26 protein-coding genes are annotated in these 24343 nt (G+C 39.0%); 6 read left to right on the top strand and 20 right to left on the bottom strand.

The annotated features are described in order from the left end of the window. The first annotated feature begins 36 nt into the window (after nucleotides 1-36). Nucleotides 37-315, top strand: a complete 279-nt coding sequence (locus Q8M41_RS08980; RefSeq protein ID WP_305364922.1) for a NifU family protein — start codon at nucleotides 37-39, stop codon at nucleotides 313-315. An 80-nt stretch (nucleotides 316-395) separates the two neighbouring features. Further along, on the top strand, nucleotides 396-1031 hold the full coding sequence (locus Q8M41_RS08985; protein WP_305364923.1) for a hypothetical protein: 636 nt from the start codon (nucleotides 396-398) through the stop codon (nucleotides 1029-1031). Between the two features lie 239 nt (nucleotides 1032-1270). Here the strand turns inward: Q8M41_RS08985 and def are convergent, their stop codons facing one another. The 9 genes from def to msrA all read right to left on the bottom strand — a co-directional run bounded on the left by def (nucleotide 1271) and on the right by msrA (nucleotide 11378). Beyond that, nucleotides 1271-1843: a peptide deformylase gene (def, locus tag Q8M41_RS08990; protein ID WP_305364924.1), complete on the bottom strand. Its 573-nt coding sequence runs from the start codon at nucleotides 1841-1843 to the stop codon at nucleotides 1271-1273. 87 nt (nucleotides 1844-1930) lie between these two features. After that, nucleotides 1931-2248 carry an L-rhamnose mutarotase gene (gene rhaM / locus Q8M41_RS08995; protein WP_305364925.1) on the bottom strand — a complete coding sequence of 106 codons (318 nt, stop codon included), beginning with the start codon at nucleotides 2246-2248 and terminating at the stop codon, nucleotides 1931-1933. Between the two features lie 6 nt (nucleotides 2249-2254). Next, nucleotides 2255-3583: an FGGY-family carbohydrate kinase gene (locus Q8M41_RS09000; RefSeq protein WP_305364926.1), complete on the bottom strand. Its 1329-nt coding sequence runs from the start codon at nucleotides 3581-3583 to the stop codon at nucleotides 2255-2257. 30 nt (nucleotides 3584-3613) lie between these two features. Beyond that, on the bottom strand, nucleotides 3614-4888 hold the full coding sequence (locus tag Q8M41_RS09005; protein ID WP_305364927.1) for a TIM barrel protein: 1275 nt from the start codon (nucleotides 4886-4888) through the stop codon (nucleotides 3614-3616). Between the two features lie 19 nt (nucleotides 4889-4907). Continuing rightward, nucleotides 4908-7022, bottom strand: coding sequence for a bifunctional aldolase/short-chain dehydrogenase (locus Q8M41_RS09010; protein WP_305364928.1), 2115 nt, complete (start codon nucleotides 7020-7022; stop codon nucleotides 4908-4910). A gap of 16 nt (nucleotides 7023-7038) precedes the next feature. After that, a complete protein-coding gene (rhaT, locus tag Q8M41_RS09015; protein WP_305364929.1) occupies nucleotides 7039-8115 on the bottom strand; it encodes an L-rhamnose/proton symporter RhaT in 1077 nt (358 codons plus the stop codon). Between the two features lie 116 nt (nucleotides 8116-8231). Next, nucleotides 8232-9263: a GntR family transcriptional regulator gene (locus tag Q8M41_RS09020; protein WP_305364930.1), complete on the bottom strand. Its 1032-nt coding sequence runs from the start codon at nucleotides 9261-9263 to the stop codon at nucleotides 8232-8234. A gap of 84 nt (nucleotides 9264-9347) precedes the next feature. Continuing rightward, a complete protein-coding gene (locus Q8M41_RS09025; protein ID WP_305364931.1) occupies nucleotides 9348-10577 on the bottom strand; it encodes a pitrilysin family protein in 1230 nt (409 codons plus the stop codon). Nucleotides 10578-10730: 153 nt separating this feature from the next. Further along, on the bottom strand, nucleotides 10731-11378 hold the full coding sequence (msrA, locus tag Q8M41_RS09030) for a peptide-methionine (S)-S-oxide reductase MsrA (RefSeq protein WP_305364932.1): 648 nt from the start codon (nucleotides 11376-11378) through the stop codon (nucleotides 10731-10733). A gap of 330 nt (nucleotides 11379-11708) precedes the next feature. Here msrA and Q8M41_RS09035 point away from each other — a divergent pair, with 330 nt between their 5' ends. From Q8M41_RS09035 to Q8M41_RS09050, 4 genes are read left to right on the top strand one after another with little or no spacing between them, the layout of a single operon-like run. Then, nucleotides 11709-12035, top strand: a complete 327-nt coding sequence (locus Q8M41_RS09035) for a helix-turn-helix domain-containing protein (RefSeq protein WP_305364933.1) — start codon at nucleotides 11709-11711, stop codon at nucleotides 12033-12035. A gap of 2 nt (nucleotides 12036-12037) precedes the next feature. Beyond that, nucleotides 12038-13090 (top strand): DNA (cytosine-5-)-methyltransferase, encoded by a 1053-nt coding sequence (gene dcm / locus Q8M41_RS09040; protein ID WP_305364934.1) that lies wholly within the window; start codon nucleotides 12038-12040, stop codon nucleotides 13088-13090. A gap of 4 nt (nucleotides 13091-13094) precedes the next feature. After that, nucleotides 13095-14543: a hypothetical protein gene (locus tag Q8M41_RS09045; protein ID WP_305364935.1), complete on the top strand. Its 1449-nt coding sequence runs from the start codon at nucleotides 13095-13097 to the stop codon at nucleotides 14541-14543. A 7-nt stretch (nucleotides 14544-14550) separates the two neighbouring features. Next, nucleotides 14551-15315: a DNA methyltransferase gene (locus Q8M41_RS09050; RefSeq protein ID WP_305364936.1), complete on the top strand. Its 765-nt coding sequence runs from the start codon at nucleotides 14551-14553 to the stop codon at nucleotides 15313-15315. 225 nt (nucleotides 15316-15540) lie between these two features. Here the strand turns inward: Q8M41_RS09050 and Q8M41_RS09055 are convergent, their stop codons facing one another. The 11 genes from Q8M41_RS09055 to Q8M41_RS09105 all read right to left on the bottom strand — a co-directional run bounded on the left by Q8M41_RS09055 (nucleotide 15541) and on the right by Q8M41_RS09105 (nucleotide 24210). Continuing rightward, nucleotides 15541-16197: a glycerol acyltransferase gene (locus Q8M41_RS09055; protein ID WP_305364937.1), complete on the bottom strand. Its 657-nt coding sequence runs from the start codon at nucleotides 16195-16197 to the stop codon at nucleotides 15541-15543. Then, nucleotides 16194-17015 carry an alpha/beta fold hydrolase gene (locus Q8M41_RS09060; protein WP_305364938.1) on the bottom strand — a complete coding sequence of 274 codons (822 nt, stop codon included), beginning with the start codon at nucleotides 17013-17015 and terminating at the stop codon, nucleotides 16194-16196. Before Q8M41_RS09060 ends, Q8M41_RS09055 begins: the two co-directional genes overlap by 4 nt. A gap of 4 nt (nucleotides 17016-17019) precedes the next feature. Beyond that, the gene (locus Q8M41_RS09065) at nucleotides 17020-17403 is read right to left on the bottom strand and encodes a holo-ACP synthase (RefSeq protein ID WP_305364939.1); all 384 of its coding nucleotides are present in this window, start codon (nucleotides 17401-17403) and stop codon (nucleotides 17020-17022) included. 7 nt (nucleotides 17404-17410) lie between these two features. Beyond that, a complete protein-coding gene (locus tag Q8M41_RS09070; protein WP_305364940.1) occupies nucleotides 17411-18226 on the bottom strand; it encodes an enoyl-ACP reductase in 816 nt (271 codons plus the stop codon). Beyond that, nucleotides 18216-19571 carry a beta-ketoacyl synthase gene (locus Q8M41_RS09075; RefSeq protein WP_305364941.1) on the bottom strand — a complete coding sequence of 452 codons (1356 nt, stop codon included), beginning with the start codon at nucleotides 19569-19571 and terminating at the stop codon, nucleotides 18216-18218. Before Q8M41_RS09075 ends, Q8M41_RS09070 begins: the two co-directional genes overlap by 11 nt. Then, nucleotides 19564-19824: a phosphopantetheine-binding protein gene (locus Q8M41_RS09080; protein ID WP_305364942.1), complete on the bottom strand. Its 261-nt coding sequence runs from the start codon at nucleotides 19822-19824 to the stop codon at nucleotides 19564-19566. The genes Q8M41_RS09075 and Q8M41_RS09080 overlap by 8 nt, the downstream gene beginning before the upstream one ends. Before the next feature lie 6 nt (nucleotides 19825-19830). Then, entirely contained in the window at nucleotides 19831-20424 is a 594-nt protein-coding gene (locus tag Q8M41_RS09085; RefSeq protein ID WP_305364943.1) for a hypothetical protein, read from the bottom strand. Continuing rightward, entirely contained in the window at nucleotides 20408-21130 is a 723-nt protein-coding gene (locus Q8M41_RS09090; protein ID WP_305364944.1) for an SDR family oxidoreductase, read from the bottom strand. The genes Q8M41_RS09085 and Q8M41_RS09090 overlap by 17 nt, the downstream gene beginning before the upstream one ends. Nucleotides 21131-21262: 132 nt before the next feature. After that, the gene (locus Q8M41_RS09095) at nucleotides 21263-22744 is read right to left on the bottom strand and encodes a lipopolysaccharide assembly protein LapB (protein WP_305364945.1); all 1482 of its coding nucleotides are present in this window, start codon (nucleotides 22742-22744) and stop codon (nucleotides 21263-21265) included. Between the two features lie 276 nt (nucleotides 22745-23020). Beyond that, nucleotides 23021-23785: an oxygenase MpaB family protein gene (locus Q8M41_RS09100; RefSeq protein ID WP_305364946.1), complete on the bottom strand. Its 765-nt coding sequence runs from the start codon at nucleotides 23783-23785 to the stop codon at nucleotides 23021-23023. Next, nucleotides 23782-24210, bottom strand: a complete 429-nt coding sequence (locus Q8M41_RS09105; protein ID WP_305364947.1) for a DUF2809 domain-containing protein — start codon at nucleotides 24208-24210, stop codon at nucleotides 23782-23784. Before Q8M41_RS09105 ends, Q8M41_RS09100 begins: the two co-directional genes overlap by 4 nt. Between the last annotated feature and the right edge of the window lie 133 nt (nucleotides 24211-24343).

Here is a 24343-nt window from a genome sequence, read left to right on the forward strand (position 1 = left end):
TTTATTTTTTTTGTATCTTTATATAAATACTAGATCATGGATTTGTTGAAAAGAGTTGAAATTGCATTGGACACTATCCGACCTTATTTGGAAACAGATGGCGGGAACGTATCAATTGAGGAAATAACTTCTGAAAATATTGTGCGATTACGTCTTTTAGGTTCATGTGGCTCTTGCCCGATGAGTATTATGACACTTAAGGCAGGTATTGAGCAGGCAATTAAACGGGCTGTTCCTGAAATTGCAGGTGTTGAAGCAGTGAACCTGACAGACATTGATGATCCTGCTGCTGTTTTACCAGAAAGACTACAATGATAACAGGTTCCTTTCTGTAAAGATTATATGATTTAACATAATTTAACACCACTGAGGTACGATTTTATTAACTTTGAACGATGCGTTACTGCTTATTCCTCATTTGCTTACTCTGCAGTCTCTCCGGCTTTTCTCAGGTTAGGGAGAGGAAAATTGTACAGTTTTCCGGGATAATTGTAAACCGTGATAGTAATACTGTGGTACCATATGTAACCATTACCAATGTTACCGGAAAGGATCAGTACTATTCGGCAAACTATAAAGGATATTTTTCTTTTGTTGCTCACGAAGGTGATACACTTGCGTTTACCGCTGTTGGTTACAGACGTGAAGCTCTGATTATACCAAATGGTCTGGCGGATAGTAAGTATACCGTACTGATGAAAATGCAACAGGAATCAATTAATCTTCCTGGTGTAAGGGTTTATCCCTGGGCAAGTACAGATGAATTCAAAAAGGAATTCATGACCATGAAGTTTGCCGATGATGATCTCGAAATAGCTAAAAAGAATCTTTCCAAAGAGAGTTTGGCTTCTATGATGGCTACACTTCCCCGTGATGGAGCAGAAATGCAGAGTTTCAATTTTCAGAATAACCATAACCGACTCGTCAATAAAAATATCAACCAGCGCTTAGCCAATCCATTGCTTAACCCATTTGCCTGGGGTGCTCTTATTCAGCAGATCATGCAGGGGGATAGGAGTAGGGAGCAGTAAGTTGTAAGTAATAAGTTATAGGTTGTAAGTTCTAATTGTGCTGGAGATGAGGATTTTGCCTTTTGTCATTGCGAGGAGGTACGACGAAGCAATCTAATGACTGTAGTACTAATAAATAGTGAGGAGATTGCTTCGTTGCACTCGCAATGACAATGAGGGAGTTACATTCAGGAAATGAGGTTTTGAATGAAAAAACGCCTTTAGTCTCAATACTCAATACTCTGTACTCAATACTAAAACTATCTTCTCCCCTTCTTTAGCGCAGGAAACTTCATTTTATATTCCACCTTTACAATTCCCTTTGATATTGAATTGAGTTTGTTGTTAAGCATGGCTTTGCGAAGTGGGCTTAATTTATCGACAAAGAGTTTGCCTTCAATGTGATCGTATTCATGCTGGATGATACGGGCAGCCAATCCTTTGTATGTTTCCTCGTAATGTTTCCAGTTTTCATCATAATAGGAAATGGTCAGGCTTTCATGTCTGTCAATATCTTCACGGATATCCGGGATACTAAGGCAACCTTCATTAAATGACCATTTATTACCACTTTCTTCGATGATTTTAGCATTGATAAAAGTTTTCTTAAAATCTTTTAAAGCCGGTTCATCTTCAGCAAAAGAGGTGGCATCAACCACAAAAAGACGAATTGACAAGCCAATCTGCGGGGCTGCAAGTCCTACCCCATGAGCGCCGTACATGGTCTCGAACATATTCTCAATAAGATTATTCAATTCAGGATAATCTTTTGTGATTTCTGTTCCTTTCTTACGTAAAACGGAATCTCCGTAGGCGATGATGGGCAATTTCATGTTGCAAAAGTAGCCTTCTTTCCCCTATATAGCAAATTTCTGTGCTTAGGGCAGGTTTAACAAGGGTTTTATGATTGAAAGGATTTCTTAATCCAGGTGGAACACCATCTCCAAAGGAGTACTTACCGGTGACTTATCCTCATTTGTATCCATGATATCGGCCATATAGGCCCACCATCTCTTAACGATTTCATTTTTTTTGAGATCCTGTGAGTTATTATTACCGGATAGGGTTTGAACGGCAAACAGTATATTGGTTTCTTCATCCAGGAAGATGGAGTAATTGCTGATTCCTGAATTTGTTAAAAGAGCGCTGAGTTCAGGCCAGATCAGGTCATGACGGCGTTTATACTCCTCTTTAAAACCTGGTTTTAGTTTCATTTTAAAGGAAACAATATTGTTCATGGTGATTTATTTTGCTGAATAAAATTTCAATTCGATCAGGTCAGCGGGAACGGTCTTATTTCCAAAACTATGATGAATTGCCAATGCGGCACCCATTGCGGTCGACTGTGCCATTGAAGCTGCAAAGACTTCCATCCCGGGAAAAACAATGGACAAAAGATTCATGTAGATCGAGTTTTTACTGAATCCCCCATCCACAAAAATTCGTTTGACGTCCGAACCTTTTATGACCAGTGCACTTGATATTTTTTGCTGTTTGATGATATATATCATCAGCCGATGATAAGCTTCTGTATCAGATGCATAGGATGCGAGATCATTTCCTGAGTAAACCTCTTCCTGATCTAAATAGCTCAGGAAAGCAGAGTCAAAGTTCATTTGTTCATATCTTAATCTGGACTCTGAAAAATAGTGTGAAATTCTGTTCAGTTCCTGTTCATGCTCATTTCCAGCAAAAAGACGGGAAGCCTTGACAGGTTTACCCTGATAATGCAGGTAACAAAGACAATCTGATTCAAGTTCAAAAGTATTTAAAGGGCTCGCATTAAAAGGGTTTAAACTGATGCACCAGGTACCGGTTGAGATCAGCAGGAAAGGTTCTTTAAAATTGACCAGATATGGAATTAGTGCCGCTGAGCTGTCGTGCAATCCGATACCCATATCAAAACTATGCCCTTCAAAATTTGTTCTTATTACCGAATCTGAAGGTAAAATTGGTGCGAGCTTATCAATCAAGCCCTCATTCTCAAGCCAGTGATGGTAATTGTTTTTGCGGAAATCCCAGAGATTGGTATGGCAACCGATACTGGTAATGTCTGAACAGCGCTTTCCGCTAATCAGGAAACTCAGATACTGAGGTAAATGCAAGGCGTACCAGATCCTATTCAGCAAGTCCGGACGCTCCTGTTTGATGCGATACAGCTGCATTCCCGAATTCAGGCTTCCAAGTACCGGTGATGCGGTTTCTTTTGCGAATTCAGTCTTACCTCCATAAGAAGAATAAAATTGCTCCAGTAAAGTTTCGGGGTAAGGCTTCAGGTAATTGTATAATGGGCTAAGTGGTTTTCCGGATTCATCAATATAGACGAAACTAGCTCCATAAGCAGTGAAATTGAGTCCTTTGAGCTCAAATTCCGATTTAGAAAGAACCGTACGGAGTGATTCGAACACAAAATTGTTCAGTTTCTCCAGATCATCACAGGGAAATCCATCTTCATCTTTGCTTTCAGCAAATTGATCAGTATGTTCAAAAACGATCCTAAGCTGCTCATCAAAGAGGAGCAGTTTTTTGTTCGTTTTCCCGATATCAAATACGGCTATTACCGGTAGCTGCATGTGCTCATTTTTTTCCTGATTCAATTTAGATTATAGGCCTGTCGCAGCAGTCTCCAGCCCTCTTTCCCTGATCAGTTCTGCACGAACATTCAATTGACGGAATAATCCGATCGGGTTTAATGCTCCTCCAGACCGCAGGCGTGCTTCAGCAACCAATGGCCTCACATCAGTACGGAAACTATCCTGTAAAATTTCCTGGGCACGGGCCACATCGTTTTTCAGCTGTGCTTCTTTAAGGGCTGTACTATCTACGAGCAATGCCTGAGTATAGGCGATCATGATCGCTTCAACGGATTGCAAAAGATCTTCAAGCGGATCTTTGACATTATGCGAAGCATCAATCATCCATCCAAGATCTGTGGCATGATTCATTTTACGATCATCCATACCCTCGATTAGTTCATTGAAGATCAGAAATAGCTGATAAGGCTTGATACTGCCGGCAGTGAGGTCATCATCCCCATATTTGGAATCGTTAAAATGAAAACCGCCCAGTTTTCCTTCCATTAAGAGCAGGGAAACGATCTGTTCAATGTTTGCATTTGGTAAGTGATGACCCAAATCGACAAGTGTATAAGCTTTTGGCCCTAATTTACTGGCATATAAAAGCGATTGCCCCCAGTCGCCAACAGTAGTGGAATAGAAATTAGGCTCATAAGCCTTGTATTCGACAAACATTTTCCAGTCTGATGGCAGTGCAGCATAAATTTCTTTTAGACTCTCCAGCGTATTTTGAAACGCAGTTCTGAAATTTAGCTGTCCCGGGAAACAGGAACCATCAGCCAGCCATACGGTTAATGATTTTGAGCCCAGTTCGATACCATGTTTAATCACCTCAATATTATGATCAATAGCCTGCTTACGCACAGCCGGATCTACATGCTGCAGAGAACCATATTTATAACTTTTATCTTGCCCCTTTTGATCCTGAAAAGTATTGGAATTCATCGCATCAAAGCGCAATTCATGTTCCTTTGCGAGATCCCGGATTGCCTGATAATCTTTAGGAATATCCCATGGAATATGCAGTGAAATAGCATTTCCCGATCGGTTCAGTTTATGCATCAAACCTACATCTTCAATCTTTTCTTCCAGATTTCTGGGTTCGCCACCTCCGGCAAATCTTCCGAAACGGGTACCTCCATTTCCCAAAGCCCAGCTTGGAATGGCGATCTGAAAATCAATTAATTTTGATATAATTGATTCACTATCAATAATTTGTGTTTTTAAAAATTCAAATTTTGATGTGTGAATTTCTGCTGATTGTTGATTGTGTTGGGCAATTATACGGTCGTCAAGCTTCATGATTTCTAATTATTAATGCTTATCTCACAAAAGCCATTGCGACACCACCATCCACATTCAGGACATTTCCTGTTGATTTGCTTAGCAAACCTCCCACAAAAGCGTAGCAGGCATTAGCAATATCTTCGGGTAAAATGGTTTCATTCAACAGGGTACGTTTTGCATAAAATGAAGGGAGTTCAGCAACTGTGATTCCGTATGCTTTAGCCCTTCCTTCAGCCCATGCTCCCTCCCAGATCTTGCTGTCGGCAATCACCGCATCGGGATTAACCACATTAACCCGAATCTTATCCGGACCAAGTTCTGCAGCATTCAAACGACTCAGGTGTAATTGAGCTGCTTTTGCAGAGCCATAGCCGGCATTATTAGGACCGGAGACCAAAGCATTTTTACTCACGATATTGAGGATATCACCGCCCATATCCTGCTTTCTCATTGTATTTACTGCTTCCTGAGTGATCTTAAACTGACCTTTCACCAGCACATCATAAAGCAGATCCCAGTCCTTGTCGGTATGTTCTTCAATTGGTTTAGAAATGGATAGACCGGCACAATTTACGACGATATCTATTCCGCCGAAATTCAGAGCAGCCTGTGCAAAAGCATTTTTTATATCGCTATCTTCAGTAACATTGAGTTGTGTGGTAGCATAGCTGTCGCGGCCAAATTCTTTCAGGAACTGAGCTCCCGCACTTTCCAGACGATTCTGATCCAGGTCGTTCAATATGACCACTGCCCCTTCTTCTACAAATTTTCTTGAGATTGCTTTCCCAATCCCTCCTGCACTGCCTGTTACCAATGCAATTTTGCCACTCAATGATTTTGGCTTTGGCATCCGTTGAAGTTTTGCTTCTTCAAGTAGCCAGTATTCGATATTAAATGCTTCCTGTCTGGGAAGTGAGGTGTATTCAGAGATCGCCTCTGCTCCGCGCATTACGTTGATCGCATTGGTATAAAATTCTGCAGCTACACGGGCGGTTTGTTTGTCCTTCGAGAAAGAGAATAGTCCGACTCCCGGGTATAGAATAATTACCGGATTCGAATCCCGGATGGCCGGCGAATTTGGATGTTTACAGGTATTGTAGTATTCCGCATAGATTTTTCGGTAGGCTTCAAAAAGCGGCTGAAGCCCCTTAATGAGTTCTTTAGGATTACTAAGGTCTGCATCAGGCTTAAGATCGAGTATCAGGGGACTTATCTTCGTTCTTAAAAAGTGATCAGGGCAGCTGGTTCCCATTGGGGCAAGGCGATCCAGATCATTGGAATTGATAAACTCTAAAACCCTTGGATCATCTGTAAAGTGTCCAATCATGGAGCGTTCTGATGAACAAAGTCCGCGTAAAACAGGAGCAATTTTCGCTGCCTGTTCCTTTCTTTGCTGCCCTGCAAGACCATCAATTTTCTTCCCGCCAAATACACTTTCATTTTTTCTCACGCTTTCCTCAATAAACGCAGCACATTTTTCAACTACCTCAAGGGTGTTTACATAAGATTCGTATGCAGTATCTCCCCAGGTGAACAAGCCATGAGAACCTAACATAATTCCCTTAATTCCAGGGTTATTATCCAGGCAGGCTTTAAGTTCTAAACCAAGTTCAAATCCGGGCTTTCTCCAGTCAACCCAGCCAATTTTATTGTCAAAAAGTTCTGCGGTGATCTTCTTTCCATCTTTGGCAGCCGCAATAGCGATAGCCGCATCCGGATGCAGGTGATCAATATGTTTGAAAGGAAGAAAGCCATGCAGGGGTGTATCGATGGATGGAGCCTTTGAATTCAAATCATAAATGCAATGGTTAAACAATTCGACCATCTCATCTTCATGTTCTAGTCCACGGTAGATATTCTTCAGATTACGCAGACGATCATTATAAAGTGCAGCAAGACCGCTTTTCTTTAAAGTTCCGATATCCCCACCAGATCCCTTGATCCACATGATCTCAGTCTCTATTCCTGTCAGCGGATCTTTAGCCATCACTTTGCAGGATGTATTTCCTCCGCCATAATTGGTTAACCGCAGGTCTGCACCCAAAATATTGGATCTGTAAATGAGTAATCCTACTTCATCTCCAGCAAGTTTAGCAGCTTCAGCATCATCCCAGAGGTAACTGACGTGTTTAAAATTTGATTGTGCCATGTTCTATAATTTTTGTTTATATGGAATTGCCATATCCCACCAGTAATACTGAAAGAATTATGGTTAAAATCCCCATAATAAAGGTTGAAAATGTTTTTTTGCTAACTGCGGTCCATTCTTTTAGCAATAGCCCCCACATATTTGCAATCAGAATGATGAAGGCCATGTGCAGGATCCAGGAACTTGCTCCGTTCCCCAGTTTGCTTTCGCCCATACCGTAGAAAAAGAATTGTAAAAACCAGGTGGTACCGGCAATTGCCGAAAAAATATAATTTTTAAGCAGCGGGGTCTTTTTATTAGCATAGTCCCCAAATGTTTTATTTCGGGTATTCAGGATCATACACCAGATGAGGTTAGTTGCTAAACCACCCCATAAAAGTACCACATAGGTAACATTATTCTGAAAGAGGAACTCTGTAGTTTCGGTTGGATTGGCGCTCTTCCATAGGGCATTGGCGGCATCAGCCATTGGTTTTCCGGCTTCAATCCCGAAATTGAAGCAGGCACTTAAAACTCCCGAAATGATCGCTACAATCAAACCCTTTACCAAATTAAATTCCTGAATACTTTCCTTTTTGGTCTCTTCACTTAACTCACGTTCTTTCAGCATTCCGGCACGACCGCAGAGGAAAATTCCAAAAAGGCAGACTAATACACCAAGAAGTACGATTTGTCCACCTTCATCATTAAGCATTTGGGTAAAACTGACTTTTCCGGCTTGCGGATATAAATCGTAAAATACCGGTGGAAGTAATGAACCCAGTGCAGAACAGAATCCCAGAACAACAGAGTTTCCGAGGGACATACCAAGGTAGCGAACGCCAAGTCCGTAGGTTAGACCACCAATTCCCCATAACAAACCCATGATGAAAGTCACCTTTAAAATGGACTTATCAGTATTGCTGATAATCTCAGCAAATGCCGGGATAGTAAGGTAAGCTGCCAGTGGAGGTACAATAAGCCATGAAAAAAGGCCGCCGATTATCCAGTAACTTTCCCAGGACCAGCCTTTGACTTTCTTAAATGGAAGGTAAAAACTGCCGGATGCGGCTCCGCCAATTAAATGAAAAATGACACCTAAAATTGCTTGCATGAATCGGGTTTAAAGGATAAAATTATTGAACATTTAGTACCCAGCTGTCATGCACTGTCATGCAAACCGAATAGCGATATTAAGATAAGACAATTATTCTATAAGGCTAAAATATTCTAAAGCGAGGGTCTGAGGGTGAGGTGAAACGGAACCTCGGCATGAGCATGAGAATTGTTCAGAATTAATTGGGCTGCAAGTTCGCCCATTTTTGAAAAATCGGTTGAAATAGTAGTAATTCCGTTTAGAATGACCTTTTTAAGGGGGGTTTCATTATAGGATATTACCCCGACCTGCTTTCCAACCTTAAGCTTTAATGAGATGATCCGTTCAATTAGCGTAACCAGATCTGCTTCCATCAGATTAATGAACACTTCGCCTTCCTGAATTGGTTCGGTGCTGATATCGTTCACAATTTTATGGGAAAAAGCATATTGCTGACAGAAGCGATTGAAGCCTTTGATTATCTCATTTGGGAAATAGCTTTTATCCGGGAAAATGATCTTTAGTGTATGGTATTTGCTTAGCTGATCCCGGGCTTGTTCCAGAGCCTGGTAAATATCCTTTTCGAAATTTTCATAAACTGCTGCATATTCACCCTCAACACCGGGTAACAATTTATCCAGGAGGACCAGTTTATCTTTAGGGATTTCATTGATCAAACGGTATGATTCTTCCCCCCCTTCGATAAAATGCGGAATGATTACGTAATGCGAATAATCTTCCTTTTTATTGTCAAGCAGCTTTTTGAACAGGGCAAAGTCATTGTTATAGATATAGAAGTCGATGGCAACATGCTCTCCAATTGCAGCTACAAATGCATCGTAAACAATTTTCTTGTGAGAACTTAACTTATTGAATAATAGAAAGATACGAAGCCTTTGCCTGAAATCAACATTGCTGATATAATATCCTTTTCCCGGAACAGAATTAACTATACCCAGACTTTTGAGGTGCTTATACCCTTTTTCTGCAGTATCTCTTGAAATTTCGAGAATGCAGCTTAATTCATTTATTGAAGGGAGGAGATCATCTTTTTTAATTTTACCAGCGATGATTGCATCTTTAATCGAATTTGTTAACTGAAGATATTTCGGTGTCGCAGAATACCCATCAATGTGAATGTGATTAAATAATCTGGTCCGTTTCATTGCTTAAAAATTGATTTCTCTCCGTTTATGGAATTTTTCGGAGGAAAATTAGCAATTTTTATTGGAGGGCTGATTGAATAGAAATTATTCTTTCGGATTGAAGATCATAGAGCTCATTTCTTTCGGATCGAACATCTCATTGGCAATTTCAAGCACCTGGGAATCGGTGACAGTGTTTATTTTCGCAAATATTTCTTCCAGTGAATCTACCCTGCCATAATCCAGCAGACTTTTGCTCATCGAAATTAGCAGTCCCATTCTGTTTTCTTCACCGAGTGCGATCTGTCCGATAAATTTATCTTTTGCTTGTCTCAATTGTACAGGACCCAGTTTTTGCTCTCTGAGCTTTCTCAGTTCTTTTTCTACGAGCTTAAGGGCCTTTCCTGTTTTTTCGGTATCAGTACCAAAATAGATTGAAAAGATCCCGGTGTCACTCATCGGGGTGTAGTTTGATTCGATGGTGTATGCTATGCCATATTTTTCGCGGATTTCGAGGTTCAACCTTGAACTCATACCGGTGCCCCCCAGCAGGTTATTGAGCAGGAGAAATGCTGTCTTATGCTTGTGCTGCATGGAATAGGACCGGTTACCAATTACGCAATGCGTCTGGTTAATGGGTTTACTGAAAACCAGGTTTTTTGCCGAATATGCATTTGTTTTTTCGCGCTTTCTTTCAGGCAGATTGGCTGGGATTCCAGCGAAAAATTTTTCACTTAGGCGGATGATTGTTTTAAAATCATAATCCCCGTAGATTCCGATGACGATTTCATCTGTGCGATAGTTTGCCTTGTGGAAATCGACAATATCCTTTTTTGTAAAACTTTGTACGGTTAATGGGGTCCCCAGAATATTACGGCCCAGCGGATGTCCTTCAAATAGCAGATCTTCAAAATCATCATTAATAGCCTCATCAGGCTGATCCTGGTAAGAAGATATTTCATCCAGAATGACCTCCTTTTCCTTCTTCATTTCCTCTTCGGGAAATATGGAATGAAATACGATATCCTCAAAAAGGTCGAGCGATCGTTCCAGGTGAGGTTTCAGAAAAGAAGCATGGATACAGGTATATTCTTTGGTGGTATAAGCATTCAGATCGCCTCCAACTAATTCGAGGCGGTTAAGGATCTGATTGGTATTTCTTTTTTCAGTCTGTTTAAAAAGCAGATGTTCGATGAAATGTGCGAGGCCATCTTTGGAAGGATCTTCATCGCGAGAACCTGCATTGATAATAATACAGGCATGTGAAATATTGGAAGGGCTTGGCTTATGCAGAACGCGTATTCCATTTTGCAACTGGTGTACCTGGTAATCCATTCAGCAAAGGTAGAGAATCGATTTGTCAATCCTACGATTTGTCAATTTGTCAATTGAATTAGCAAATGGGTTTGTCGATGAAGAACAAATTTTCTTAGCTTTTAGCTTTCTGCTTTCGCCTTTCAGCCCCAAGAGAATTTCTTCTTAAACTACTTATTTCAGCTTTCCCTTATACGTCTTCTTAAACAATTCAAACCGTGGAATAGAAACCGCCCGCACATATCCCTGATTCGGATTGTGTTCGATATAATCCTGATGGTAGCCCTCTGCGCGGTAGAATTCGGTAAGTGGTTTTAGCTCAGTTACAATTGATTTTTTGAATCTGCCTGAGTTGGTGGCATCTTTTACAGCCTGCTGTGCGGCAGCCTTTTCTTTGGTACCGGTATAAAACAAAATTGAACGGTAGGATGAACCTCTGTCGGGTCCCTGCTGATTTGGAGTGGTTGGGTCGTGTGAAGCAAAGAATACCTTGCAAAGTTCTGCAAACGAAATTACATTAGGGTTATAATACACCAGAACAGTTTCTGCATGGCCTGTGGTTTCAGTATTGACCAGATCGTAGGTTGGGTTAGGTACATTCCCTCCCGCATAACCGGAAATAGCTGAATCTACTCCCACCACAGCCTCAAAAATATGCTCAGAACACCAGAAGCAGCCTTCTGCAAACGCAGCGATGGCTTTACCCTGGGGCTCTGTGAGTTTCACTTTTCTGACATCTGTCTTTTTCTGGGAGATTGCATCACAGGAAAATAAAACCAATATGAGCGACAGTGCAGGTATGATGTTCAGATAGCGTTTCATTTTTTTCCTTTTGGTAAAGATACGTAACAATAGCTCTTATAGATTTGCAGTTCTGGAACAAAATGAATGTTGGCACTCACCCTAAAAGACCGACACAACCGACTACAAATTAACTGAAAAAAACGAAATGCGAACCCTTCGCAAATTAAAAGAACTGCAAGCCGACACACAAGCCAACACTTTTGCAGCATATTTAATTTTACCCAACCGTATCCACAGCCCAGCCACCACCCAAACAAAGACTTGTTGACAATTTTTTGCTAATATTTTGGTTACACTCTGACAAATCATTATTTTTGACAAATTTGTCAAGGCAAAAATTTCAAGATAATGAAAGAAACATTTGGAGAATACATTCACAATTTGCGAGTTGAGAACGGTTTAACTCTTACAAAACTTGCGGCTTCCCTTGATTTAGACCAATCAACACTTTCTAAAATTGAAAATCAAAAACGTAATGTTCCAGAAGAAATACTTCCAAAACTTGCTAAGATTTTCAAATTGGACATCAAGAAGCTTGAAAATGAATTTTACTCCGAAAAAATCGCTGAAATGATTTATCGAGTTCCCAACTCAGCCGAACTTTTGACACTAGCTGAAGAAAAAGCAAAATATTTTAGAACTAAAAAGGTTGAACAAGGAAAAATAAAGTTTTAACTATGGTAGGAGCATCATTGTTTTCAAGTGCCGGTATAGCAGAAACTTACTTAGAAGAAGTAGGAATAGATATTGTGGCAGCTAATGAACTAGTTCTAGAGAGAGCAAATTTACACCAAGCATTGTATCCAAAATCTAAAATGATTGCAGGAAATATTTTAGATGAAAATATTTTTAAAACACTTGTCAGAAGCACACCAGAGAAGTTGGATTTTTTGATTGCTTCACCGCCTTGCCAAGGAATGAGTGTTGCAGGAAAAAACAGAAATACAGAGCAGATGCTCAATGACGAGAGAAATTACCTTGTTTTTAAAATAATTGATTTCATTAAACTAAAATCCCCCGATTTTATTTTAATTGAAAATGTACCTACGTTTTTCAAACTTCTTTTGCCATACAATGGTGAGTATTTAAAGGTCGTAGAAATTTTAAATCATTTGTTTGGTGAAGAATATAACATTGAATCCAATGTTTATGATGCTGCTCACTTTGGAGTTGCCCAAAGAAGAACAAGAGCTATAATAAAACTATATAGAAAAGGGAAAAAGTGGGGACAGCCTTTAAAATCTGACCAAGTCGTAACAGTGGAAGATAAAATAGGTTTTTTGCCAAGCATAGAAGCAGGGCAAAAATCAAAAATCAAATGGCATTATGCTAGAAAGCATGCAGACAACCACATTGAATGGATGAAACACACTCCAACAGGTCAAACAGCTTTTGATAATCCAAAATTTTTCCCTGTAAAGCCGAATGGAGAAAGAATTAAAAGCTATAACACCACATACAGAAGAATTAAATGGCACGAACCTGCACCAACAATTACAATGAGAAATGATGCAATCAGTTCACAATTAAATGTTCACCCAGGCAGAAAGCTCAAAAATGGTATCTATTCTGATGCAAGGGTTTTGACACCTTTAGAATTAATGATTTTATCATCATTACCTCAAGAATGGAACATTCCAGAAAATACGCCTGAATTATTAATTAGAAAATGTATTGGAGAATGTATTCCTCCTTTACTTATCAAAAATATTGTTGCTCAAATAAGTTAATAAAATGACTTTAAGAATTGATAATAAGAAATGGATTTTATACCGCCACACAAGGGACTTTGAAAAACTTTGTGTTGTTGCAGATTTTTTGAAGTCTTACACAAAAACAGGAATTTCAAAAGATGAAAAAACACAACTTAATGTGAAGTTGCGGGAATTGGGATTATACAATGAAAGAAATCCTGAATTACCACTTGATGCGATCAATCATAAAATCAATCAACTTTCATATTATATGTTTGGCTATCAAGCCAAAATTGATGGACAAGACAGGTTTTTGTTCAGTCCACTTGGTAACTTGTTTTTGAAGCACGTAGAAGACAAAACAAAAACAGCAAAAATATTTCTTGCAATGCTTTGGGCTGTTCAATATCAACACCCTCATAGCGGAACTGACGATGATTTTCAGCTTTATCCATTTCGTTTAATTTACAAACTTCTTTCAGAACCTAAACTTTCCAAAAAACTCTATGCTTTTGAAGTTGCTTATTCTGTTGTTTTTTTGAAAGAAGTAAACAAAGCGACTTATAAAGAATTGGTTAATGAATTATTGGAATTGCGAAAACTTTCAGATACAGAACTTGAAAACAAATTTCTAGAAGACCCCCACGCTTTTGTAAACTCAGCCTACGAATGGGATTACTATGTTTCGAGTTTATTTGAAAGTGCAGGGGTGTTGAATAAAATAGAAGGTAGAGTAATTACCAAGCTACAGCACGGAAACACAAATACATTCAGAAAAATAACTCGTAACGAAGTTTCAATTCCCGAAAATCTACAAATATTAGTTGAGCAATTGGAAAACGAATATTCTTTTTTCGATAAACCATTAATGCTTAATGACCCTGAACGTATGAAAATTGACGTTATCAAGGAAATTTACAGTTTTTATCCAAAAACTCTTTTAGTTGAAATCGGTGAAGCTGTTGACGATATAAAATATGAATTGCTAAATCTTCCAAAACTCATTGAACAATACGCAAATAATACTGATGGTGCAGAAGCATATCTTTTTGAAGATGCATTAACAGACGGCTTCAATATGTTTCACAATGTAGAAGCACAAAAAATTGGTGGTGCAGGGAATACCGATATTGAATGTCTGTATATTACAAAAAAGAAAAAATTCTCAGTTGATGCAAAATCAACAAAAAACAAACTTTCCGGTATAAATGCAGGAAGATTAGAAGGACACAGAGAAAAAATAGGCGGTGCTTATACAATAGTAGTTACACCAAGATATGTTCCTGCTGTCCTTCAAGATATTCGCACAAGTCCCATTGTAATTATTCGTGCAAACACTTTTTCAGAATATCTATACAACTGCATTGATAACAATGTAAGAGAAATAGACTATGCCGATTTTGACAACATTATTTTGAATAATCTAGGGAAAGACATCAGTAAAAACATATCAGACTTAACTATTTCAAGGTTCGCATCTAAAAACTAAACTTGCTATGATTACAATTACAAAAGAAAACAATATGGAATTAATGGCACGGTATCCAGACAATTATTTTGACCTTGCAATAGTTGACCCTCCTTACGGTATTTTAAATAAAACCAAACGTGGCGGAGACCACAAATTCAATATGGATGAATACAGTCAGTGGGATGTAAAACCCAATAACGAGTATTTTAATGAGTTATTTCGTGTTTCACAAAATCAAATTATTTGGGGCGGAAACTACTTCGGACAACTTTGGCCAAGAAGCGAATACAATAAAGGATTTATTATTTGGGATAAAAATCAACCAGAATCACTTAACAACTTTTCAATGGCTGAAATGGCTTGGTCATCATTGGATAGACCTTCCAAAATATTTAGATACAGTGTCAGAAAAAACAGAAATAAAATCCACCCTACACAAAAGCCAGTTGAACTATATGAATGGCTTCTCAAAATGTATGCTAATCAAGATGATAGAATATTAGACACCCACTTAGGAAGTGGAACTATTGCAATTGCTTGTTACAAAGCAGGATTGGGTTTAACGGCTTGTGAAATTAGTGAAACATACTATCTAAACGCCTTAGAAAAGATTAAAGAATTAGTTCCAGAGAGTGCAATTCATTCGAATGATAGTGATGCCTTTTCATTGACTTTCCCCGAACAGAAAACTTCAAAAAATGGGATGCAAATACTATACAAAGAGCACGTTGAGCAACTAAGGTTATTTAAAGAAAGTAGAGCAAAATTCAAAACCACAAGCCAACGCTAAAGCCAAGTTTTGCAAAAGACCCACCAAATTACCGCACCAAGTCAGACTAAAATGGATAGACAACAATACGACAGAAAAGAGGGTGAAGTGCTAACATAGGTTTGGCTAAAGTGGCGGTTTAGTGCTCCGAAGACATATTTGTGGTCAATAAAATTTCGTTCTCCGTATTCAATTGTGGTGAAAATCGCCACCTTCGCCAAGCCCGAAAACGTTAAACACATGCTTTTAATCTTCTTCCTGAGTAAATCGTATGTTCTGCTGCAGTGATTTTTTATGATGCAGGTTTATCTCTTGTTTAAACCGATCAAAATCAAAATCCTTTGCGGTACCGCAATCGAGCATATTAAAATACATGGATGGCTTTATGCTTTCAAAATAATCGCCAATGTTGCTGCTCCATAAGAGTTGACAATTGCCTTTTATCTGTGGTACTATTTCTGAGATGCCGTCTTGAAACTGTATAGTTCTGATATGGCAGCTTTCGAGGTTCCCCTGTGGGAAATACAACAATAAATTCCCTGGCTCATTCAATATTTCAGCAGCATAGGCCAAACTTTCTCTCACAGAAAATTTACCGGGCTCGATAGAAAAGGAACCAAGGTGTCTTAGCCACCATTTCATTTCCATTTGCTTTTTTAAGGACATAATGTAGAGTCGTTTCATTTTGCCCTGTTTAATTAGTACCTGATAGGCCAGATAGAAACCTAAAAAGCCATCGCCGAAACTGAAGTGATTGATTGATAAAATATAAGAATGGCCTGATTTAATTTCAACAGGCTTGATGATCAGTTTGTTAAAGTAAAATATCCTGAAAAATTTCGAAAGGCAATACCCGCCGACTTTTAACCAGAATAGCGACAAGGGCTTTGATTTAATGATCATGATAGCAAATCTCCTAAAACTTTGGCAAAACCTTTATTGATCATTTCATGCCCTTCATCCAAATTCAATATTTCGGCTTTTTTTATCTGTGGCAAAAAAGCTTTGCCAATACTTAGGGGATATGATTTATCACGCCTCCCAAAAATAAAAATACTCCGGATAGAGTGATTATTTAATGCATAAATGAGTTTTGCTTTATCAGTTGTTAAAAACCGTAAATAAGTTAAGCTGGCATACAGATTAAACCGCAACTCATGCGTTTCAATTTCTTTTAAAAGAATTCCATGGCCTTCTGAATCTATAAAACGAGCTCTTTTGCACATATTTAACAGCTTAACCATCGCATCTTTACTCAAAGATACTTTCTCAATAATCTTATTCCCGAATTTACTCTTGCTAAAAAACCGGATAATGTTTCCCGGCTTAATGGATGATGGCGCTGCCACGATATATTCATTAATCATTTCGGGAAGCTCTTCAGCGATTGTCGTTGCATAATGGGTACCCATAGAATAACCAATTACCGAAAAACGATTGATGTTATGTGCATTACAAAAGTCGAGAATAAGGCAGGCCAATTCTCTTTTTGTTAATCCCGTTTTTACAGTTTCCAGACTTTGATCTTTCAGTTTGGTGGCTTTATGAAAAAACAGGTCGAAGCCCCAAAAAGTATATTTATTTCCTAGTTCCGGTTCTAATTCCCGAAACTGTTTACCATGCATACCAAATCCATGAAAACACAGCATGTGCTCTTCACCTGTTCCATATTTATAATAATGGAGATCAACAAAATCGGATTTATAAAAATGTGAGGTCAATGGATTAAACTATTGCATTAATTAATGCCAAAGCCCAGGCATACTCTGCATCATGTGATATGGTAAGGCTCAGCTCGAATTTTTTAAGATTTTCCGGTAATACCACCGTCGGCATTCCTGCTTTTTTGGCCCTACTAATTTCGATTTTCTTCCATCCCAGAGGTGATGAATCCAATTGTTTAATGGCTTTATAAACAGCCTCCTTAGCCGCCCAGGTTGATGCATAACGCTGCAAAGAATCAGAAAAACTCTCGCAGTAAGCTATTTCGGCTGGAGTATAGACCTTGTTTTTGAAGAGATTACTGAGAGAAAGTTTAAAATTTTCTATATGTACCAAATCATTTCCGACAGCAAATGTGCGCTGTGCAGTTATTTGATTTACAGACATTTCCAACTCATTCTTCATCTATAACAGGTACTGCCATAATGTTAAATCCACCATCGACAAAATGAATATTGCCACTTACTTTTTTTGAAAGATCAGAGAAATAGTAAAGGGCGGCATCGCCTACATCACCGGCATCAATATTTCCTAATGGGGCAAGGTATTTTCCTAATTTACGCATTTTGCGCACACCATTGATCCCACCTGAAGAAGTAGTCATAACCAGACCGGCAGAAATGGCATTTACCCTTACCTGCTTATTGCGAAAGTAGCTTGCCAGGTAGAGCATTATATTTTCAAGAGCTGCCTTATTGATAGCCATTCCTCCATATTGTGGAATAACTCTGTTGGCCGCATTATAGGTAAGGGTTAAAATGGATGCATTTTTCTGTAACAAACGTTCAGCTACCCGTGCGATTCTTAACAGAGAATACGCGCTAATATTAAAAGAATCCATCAGGTCTTCGAAAGGGATATCTATGTAAGCAGGGATAGGTTCTTTACTGCCAAGAAAGTTCGAACACAATACTTTGGTGTTAGCAAAGGCAACACCATGTAAAATGTAATCGATCGGGCCATGAGTATTGTATACCGAATTCAGAAAGTTGCTGATCTGAGCTTCATCCCTTACATCAACCTGCATTGCAAGTTTGGTATCAAGGCCTAATTTTTCAAGCAGGTAAAGCACCTCATCACGCGTATCTTCAACATAGCTTAAGGCAATTTTGCAGCCCGATTGATGCAGTTTTACAGCAATATTATAAGCAATGGATTCTTCATTCCTGACCCCAAAAATGGCTGCAACCTTACCTGTATTATTTATCATATTTTGACAATTTTAAGGCGCTGTTGGTACCCCCAAACCCGTAATTAAGGCAAACAATGCTATCAATGGGTTTTGAAAAACTTTCTTGCGGAAGTAAGTGCCTGTAAGCTGCTAAAGGCTTCATCGGGCCTGTCCATTCCGGATCTTTCTGAAACGTTTCCAATTCAGGGTTGAGGTTTGGAGAATTTAAGCAGGGCAATACCTTCTGCTCTTTAAGCATCAGTAAGGCAGTTATGAATTCCACCGAACCGGCACCTCCCAGCATGTGTCCAAATTGGGATTTTGGAGCAGATATATGATAGCCTTCTTCACCCAATGCATCAACCACACTTAACAATTCAATAGCATCACCTGATGGGGTAGATGTGCCATGCACTTTTACTACATCGGGTTTTTCATCAGAACCGGCAAGTACTCCTTTCCATAACCTTTGCTGTCCGGCAAATGATGGATAGAACATATCTCCGTCGCCGTCTGAATTGTTAAAATATTCGTCAATCACCCCTAAGATATCAGCACCACGGGATACCGCCTGCTCATATTCTTCAAGGGCTACTATACCTGCACCAAATGAGCATACAAACCCGTTTCTGGCCATATCAAATGGGCGCGAGCTTTCTTCAGGACTAAAACCCCGGCTTAAGACCATCATTCCATCAAAACCAATAAAGGTTTCAAGCGATGTGCTTTCTACCCCGCCGGTGATTGCACGGTCTTGAATCCCGTATTTGATTAGTCGATAAGCGTAGCCAATATTACCGAGACCGGTTGCGCAGGCAGAACTAATGGTTTCGCAGACACCTTTGTTTTTTATCAGAACCGAGACATTGGCTGCTTCGCGGTAGGTCATGGTTCGGTCGACAGTATGACCACCTGAATGCCGTGTTTTTCTGCCACTGACGTAAAAATTATGCCAACCGGTTCTTAGAATCAAATTAGCCGAACCGCCAGAGCCGATCACCACACCAGTTCGCTCTGACTGGACCAGATCCTTTGACCAGCCAGCCATTTTTATGGCATCCTGTGTTGCAATCATTGTCCAGATGCTGCCTACGTCTGAAGTAGCCAGGTTCGCATCCGGGATCCGGTTCAATTTATCCACATAGGTTTCCGGATAGATACCTTCAAAAGGATCCCAAATTACCTCCAGATCCATCTCTGGCTCGGTGATAAAACCAGCTACGGTAGACCTGACCTGCTTCTCATAAGCCATGGTATCATCGAATGTGCGGATCAGGCTCTTGTTAGCAAATAACTTACTGCTAAATTCAGAAAGGTTCTTGCAGGTGGGGAAAGCTCCCCCCATACCCACTACTGCCACCTTTCTGCCAGGTATATTAACCACGTGCTTTTACTTTTAAAATCAGATCAACAACATCCTTGACAGTTGAGCCTAAATCATCAATATCATCGTCTTCAAATTCAATATCAAACTTTTGCTCGACTTTTGCGACGATAGCGATCATTTGAGATGATGGTACATTCATATCAGCTAAAAAATCTGTTTCTTCTGTTACACCTACTAATTTTTCGGGCTCTATCATTCTCACAGTTTTAAGTACCTCTATCAAACCGTCAATAATTTCTTGTCTTTCCATTAAAATTTACTTTTTGTTTATTGCTCTAAAATATTCTATGTCAATTTCCCGTCCTGTTATATCATAGTAATCAGAAATAAGTTTAAAATCGGGTGAAAGATCGTATTTGAGTAAACACTCTTCGTTAAAATCTTTAAAATACTCGTCAAGGTCTAATCCCTGGGGGCATCTGTAAATCCTCCCATCGCAAACCATTTGCTTAAATTTATAAAATGTTATTTTCCCCAGAATAACATAAGTATCGCCCTTTTCAAGTGCGGCCATAAAGTTCACATTACCAACGCTGATAAAGCTTGGGACAGATTTTTCTTTCAAATCCTCGGGGGCACAATTATGGTTCTGACAAATCAAAAACATAGATAAAGAAGCAGCGGTAGCCTGAACAAAGGACTCTATCTGGTCAACTCCTCTGAAAATGTCAAAATGGTCTTCTACATCATAATCAGTAGGGGTATAGCTTGCTACAACACCTATTTTAGGCGAGTGCCAGTGATATTTATCTACAAGCAGCTTTTTAGGACCGTAGGCAACAAGTATTTCTTTCGGATGTATTGAACACAGGCTTTCTACAAGTACGCCTTTATCATAATATCCCACCATTTATATTTATGTTAGTTCCGTTAATGTATGATGCCTTATCTGACATCAGAAAAGCAACCACTTCTGCAACCTCATTCACATTACCGAAACGGTTTGCAGGAATGGCTTTTAAATATTCTTCTCTGAATTTTTCAGGTACTGAATCTGTCATCTCTGTTTCAATAAAACCCGGGGCTATGCTTAATATCCTGATGGAGTGTTCTTCGCTTAAAGCCGAAACTTCGCGGGCCAGTGATTTTGACAGTGCTGCCAAACCTGCTTTGGTTGCCGAATAAACTGCCTGAAAAGCATTTCCGGTTTCACCAACGCATGAACTTACATTGATAATTACCCCGCGTTTATTTAAAAGGAATTGTTTTATCACAGCTTTACAGATCATAATTGGGGCTTTCAGATTTACCTGGAGCAGCTTATCTATTTCATTTTCTGGCTGATAAATCAGGGATTTATCAAATGTAATGCCCGCATTATTGATTACCCCATACAGGGTATCTCCATGCTCTTTTTTTAGACGTTTACAAAATTCAGTGAGTTCGCCTGGATCGCTGAGATCAGCACAAAGCAGATGATGTTTAGGATCAAAATTGGTAAAACTCTCCTTACGCGTGGCGTGTAAGATCAATGTATACTCTTTCGATAAGGCGTTTGATATTGCCAGGCCCAAACCCCTGCTTGCTCCGGTTATCAATATCTTTTGTTCCGGCATTTTAAGCTAAAGTTTTAATAATAATCTCTTCTTTATGAATGGAAATAGATCCTGATACCTGTAAAAGTATAAAATCAAATATAATTTTTAAATTAAAGATACACTGCCGGATATAAAAATTAAATTATACTCTTATTCACTAAGCCTTCTTAAGCCTTCCTTTGCATGAGTGTCAATACCAATTTGATATTCATGATTTTTCATCCCTAGGGCCATATTATAATACTCAGCTGCTTTTTTATTGTCTTTTATGTATTCGTAAATATTACCCGATTTTAATGCTGAATATGCTGCAAAATAATAGCTTTGATTTTTTCCCAAATTAATTGTACGTTGATAATATAGCAAGGCATCATCAAAATCGTTCATCATATCATAGGTTCGCCCAAAACGGTAGTAGAGTTCTAGTTTATCCCTCTGGCTTTTTAAATCATTAACCTGAATTGATTTTAATTGAGCCAGTGCATTATTATAACTGCCGCCATCAAAATAGAGTCTTGCTTTCAATAAAATTAGATTAGGCTTAACGTCATTTGCTTCTTTCAAGGCCTGCTTATCCTTTTCATTAATTACCGAACCTTTGGTTCTCACCAATGTTAAATAATAATTGTATTGCGAAATATTATTTCTTATCAGATAATAAAATGCAAGTCTTAGATACGTATCCTTTATATAATTCGTACTCAGGGTCTCATTTGCAAATTTGCTGAGGTATAGGTTCGCATCCGAATCCATGCTGCAAAGTTTAGCATTGCCCATCAGATAGTTCATAAGTGGCAGGTCGGCGTACTGGCTGCCCTTTGGTGCGGCTTCAATAAATTTAATTGCGGCTTCGGCATGCCCGGTTCTAAAGGCAGTGTACCCTTGTAAATAAGCTTTAAGGAGGCTTTTATCATTCATGCTATTCAAGAGTGGTGTCACGTAGCTGTAACTGTTCCTGCCCTGAATCACATCTACATGGGTAAAACAGAGCAAAAACACAACTTCATCATTGTAATAGCTAAACTTACTATTCGCAATCTGCAGTCTGAATCTTTCCAATTGCTTATTCCCTTTTGTAATATTTCCCTCAATACCCAAAACACTGGCTATTCCTTTCATATTGGTTGGGATGGCTCCAAAGATCACTTCTATCAACCCCAGACTTTTTTGATTGGGCAAAAAGTCCTTAAACTTTTCATTATTCTCAGTTAACAGGTCTTTCGCCTTTTTAAAATCATAGGTGGAAGACATGTATTCCCCGAATTTAGCTTTAATCATTCCAGATTGAAGGTAAATCTCAGCCTGGGCAAACAGATAATAGGGTGAATTTTTATCATTTTTTTTGATTGCATCTATCCTGCCTGATTTCCTGTTCTTAAACTTTTCAAATTCAATTTTGTTTTCCGAAGTAAGCAGGAATAAATAATCAATGTAGTTTTCAAGCAAGACCGGAATGCCATTTTGAGGATTATTAATTTTCTCTTCCCGGATGTATTTCCGTGCATCATTAAACCGCAAATCAAATATGGCCTGATATGCTGCTGTTGAATTGGAATTGAATACAAAGTTTGCTTTTGCAGCTTGATGGATACCAAAGAAAAAAAGTAGGGTTATAAAATATTTATAATGCATTCCGGGATGATTCGCTTTAAGAATATAAGTATTGATTAATCTTGATTTTGGCTTTTGAAGACCCTGCAAATTTAGATTTATTTTCCCAATTGGGTTTATTGTTAAATGATAGGTATTCTCTAGCCTGATGTTAGGAGATTATCTCTTATGTTTTTACTAATTGGTATTCAGAATTTTTATTGCAAATCTCGGTCCATAAAATTTCAAACGCAATTGCCTTAGCTCCAGTAGGGTCACTCAGGCTGGTGCGAGCTTGTGGCTCATACTCAATCAGGATTAGCCGGAATAGGTATCCATAGCCAAAATCTCTTTTTTATAAGCTGAGGGCAGGATCACATTTTTTAACAGTGATTTTAATCGAATTATCTGGCTGAGCTTGTACAAATTAAGCATGGGAGTAGAAAGAGGGTTCTTCCCAAGGCCAAGCAGTTCATTTACTTTATCGGGAACAAGCAGTGTTTGAGCCTGTTTTAAGATCAGGTAACTGAACCGTCCCAGGTGCTTTTTATATTGTTTGTATAGATCTTTGGTGAAAGTCCTATTATGCAGGTTTTCTTTGATGGATGAATTTCGCATTTGCAGCCATTGCTGATAGTTGAGGGGCAGATCTTTAACACCCATATGCGATCCCATCCTGTAAAAAACATTAAAAACTTCATCTTTTTCACTGGCACTTAATTTCTGCTCCAATAACTCAAAAGACCGTATTGAATAATCAATCAGCATGAACAAGACATCCCGATAGGCCCAATCCGGGATGTTTTTGCCACGGGACTGTTCTACACCCTTGTGGATAGCTGAAATTTTGTCAATGGCCTGCATAGCTTCATCGTATTCAGAAAAAACGATCTGTCGGGCATAGGCGACGGTGGAGAATAACCTTTTAAGCGGATCGGAAGGAAGCCGACCGGTGAAATAAAGCCAGTCGACCGCTTTATTCAAAGCAAACTCTGCAGAGGCACCTGCAAAGATCAGGAGGATGGTATCACCATTCCCCCAAATCCTGCGGACTATCGAATCTTTGCTCACAAAATACTTCATACTCTTTGATCTTTAAAAGTCCATTTCACTTGTTTCATCCTTTCAAACCAGAGAATCGCCAGACTACCCGCTGAATAGGCCACGATGTCTATCCATTCAAATGATGTACCTATCAGCGTACGCGCTAGTTCAGAATTTCCAAGTCCGATGATCTCAACGAAATTGAGATATTGTAAAATCTCTATCAGGTAAGAAAACAGCAGGACTGCTACGACAGTTAGTTTCACATCCAGGTTGGCAAAAGTCCTGAGGAAACAATACATTAAAATAACAACCAAAAAATCTCCAAAATAGGGTCTGATAAAGTTATCGCGGACGAACAGAGCAATTAGCACTTCAATCAAAAACAGGCCTGATGTCAATCCAAAATATCCTTTGTGAAACCTGTACATCATTAACTTAACGTGAGTTCGATATAAAATCATGCTGGGGTAAATTTAGATTGACTGATTTTATCTTGTTTTAGAAAGCAGGGTCTGTTTCCCTTCGTTCCTGCTAGTCCCGTGTTCTGCCCTAGTTTTTTGCAACAGATTTAATAGACATCATGAAATTCAGTAT

The organism is Daejeonella sp. (assembly GCF_030684675.1).
In the GTDB taxonomy this organism is placed as follows: Bacteria; Bacteroidota; Bacteroidia; order Sphingobacteriales; family Sphingobacteriaceae; genus Daejeonella.